General features: G+C 57.9%; 2 protein-coding genes. Both read left to right on the forward strand.

Translation table 11 applies throughout. The features are described from left to right. The coding region (locus VB144_13495) for an RHS repeat-associated core domain-containing protein (GenBank protein ID MEA4884640.1) at nucleotides 1–960 on the forward strand (960 nt) is incomplete at its 5' end. A gap of 31 nt (nucleotides 961–991) precedes the next feature. Continuing rightward, nucleotides 992–2,179: a hypothetical protein gene (locus VB144_13500; GenBank protein ID MEA4884641.1), complete on the forward strand. Its 1,188-nt coding sequence runs from the start codon at nucleotides 992–994 to the stop codon at nucleotides 2,177–2,179. Nucleotides 2,180–2,341 lie beyond the last annotated feature (162 nt).

Genomic DNA, 2,341 nt, shown 5'->3' on the forward strand with positions numbered 1-2,341 from the left:
GACAGGACTGTCACATGCTATCTCGTCCTGAACGGAAAATACCTGGCCAAGATGGTACAGGAGAACTCGGATCCTGCTCAGACCTACTTCCTGCACACCGACATGGTGGGCTCCATAAGAGCGATCACCGACTCCGCGGGCCAGGTCGTGGCTCGGTTCGAGTACGAACCGTTCGGCCTGCTTACGATGTCCACCGGCCCGATGGCTTCCAGGGCGCACAGGTTCACGGGCAAGCCCGAGGACGGTGCTACGGAGCTCTACTACTTCGGGGCGAGGCACTACGACCCCGAGATTGGGAGGTTCATCAGCAGAAACCCGGTACGGCAGGGGCTGAACTGGTACGCCTACGCCGGCAACAGCCCACTGAGGTTCATTGACCCTGATGGGCAGGCTTTGCGGAATGCACTTCGAGGGATCATGATCCATCAGGCGATATATGGGATCATTGAAGTGGAGTACTTCGGCAGGGCAGTGAAATGCAACACTTCCGTCGGGAAGATACTCCTGGAGCATTTCGGCTTGGAGGGGAAAGGAAATCGTACTCGTCCCGATATTGTCATAACGGAGGGCGGCGTGTCCTATGTATATGAGATCAAACCCGAATCATGGCTAGAACACCATCAAATAGGAGGCTCGGGCGACCAGCTCAACGGCTACGTCAAAGCCCTCAACCGAGACGGCTGCGCTGTCGTAGGCGATGACTCCAGGATCCAACATGCGCTCAAGCTCGTTGAAGAAGCGCTTGGAATGAGGTGTAGGTTCGACAGAGGGTACATCTTCTATGGATGGAAGGAGGGACTAAGAGTTCTGTCCATAGAGGAAGCTCGTGAGTGGGCACGCAGCAGGCTCACGAACGAACAACTCGCTCTGATCGAATTGGCATTGGTTGCGGCCGTAGCAGCCGGGGTGGCTCAGCACGGCGGGGGAGGAGGCGCCAGACTGACAGAGCAGATGATGTAGCAGCCTAGGACGCGCGCAAGGGAGTGTGCATATGGAATTCGCAAAGCGACGGGCCAAGCTGAACGCAAGGCCGTTATGCAGAGGCTATCAGTGGGCGTTCAACTACTATTGTTTCCTGCTATTGGGCGATGTCCTGGCCGTGCAGCCCTTGGGAGGGAAGAAGACCGACTTTGTGAGCGTTCACGACGGTAGAGTCATTGACCAGCTCGAAGGAGAGGCAATAGCCAGGCTCGGGCCGAACGCGATATTGTTGAGAGTCAGCGAGGAGGATGTCTATCTGGCATCGTATCAGGAAGGCTGTGTCCGCCGGATTCCGCTCAAGCTCGAGCCTGGGCACGTCTGCGACGGAGGCTACGGGAGCGATGCTGGGGTGTTCGCCATCAATGTTTTCGACAAATCCCAGCCGGGCGAGTGGCAGCTATATACCCTACTGATCGACATGGCCGGCGAGGCTGTATCGGTGGTATTCCGTTCCAACGAGATCATCTGCACAGAGGCCATGTCCTCCGACGGCAGGTATGTCCTGGCAATTGTGAAACTGGGCAGGACATACGAAGGAAGGGTCTATGATTGCGCGCAGAATCCGCCCAAGATGATATTCCGCGGCAGACGGGGCGACCTCTACCCGAGCATATGGTTGCCGGGCTCGGAAACGCGCAGGTTCGCGGCAAAGCGCAACTGGACTGATTGCGGTTTCGACGGGTTCATCTACGACATCGACTCTGGGGACAGAAGTGCCCTCCTGTCAGGCGCGCCTATATCAGCGTGGGGAGCGCTCAGCCCAGACGGGAGACTGCTGCCGCTGTGGCCGCAGTCTCCCAAGGACAAACGTGGGGCCGTGGTGATGCGATGTGAGACCGGAGAGATGATGCACACCGGCATCATCCACGAGGGGGGATCCTACGTCCCATTCGTCTGGACTCCGTCTTCCCAAAGGGCCCTCATCCAACATCGCCAGGACTGGTATGACCCTTCAGGCTGGCCTCCTCCGGAAGTGTCAAGCGAAGCCCTGTCAGTCATGGATCTGGGCACGATGGAGATAACACAGCTTGATCTGGACGTCCCGGTGGGAAAAGCCAGAGCATGGGTGGACGAAAACAGATTCGTGTTCATCGGCGGGTTCATGGGGTATGGAAGATCGGAGCGATATGGGGGGCTAGAGGCGCTCAGCGATGATCACATATACCTTGCCGATTTGTCGGAAGCGGTACCGACTTAGTTGATAGGAGGAGGCGCGCGACGGTGAGCGAGTTCAGTGAAAGCTACCATCTCAGAGCCGACCGGCAGGAGTCCGGCGTTGCATTGCTCAAGAAGGCCGGATGCAGAGGGTTCGTCTTTCCCGCTGCCAACGGCTGGGTAACGGTACTGCCGGAATCGGAGC

This window comes from Clostridia bacterium (assembly GCA_034926675.1).
Lineage (GTDB): Bacteria > Bacillota > DTU025 > DTU025 > DTU025 > JAYFQW01.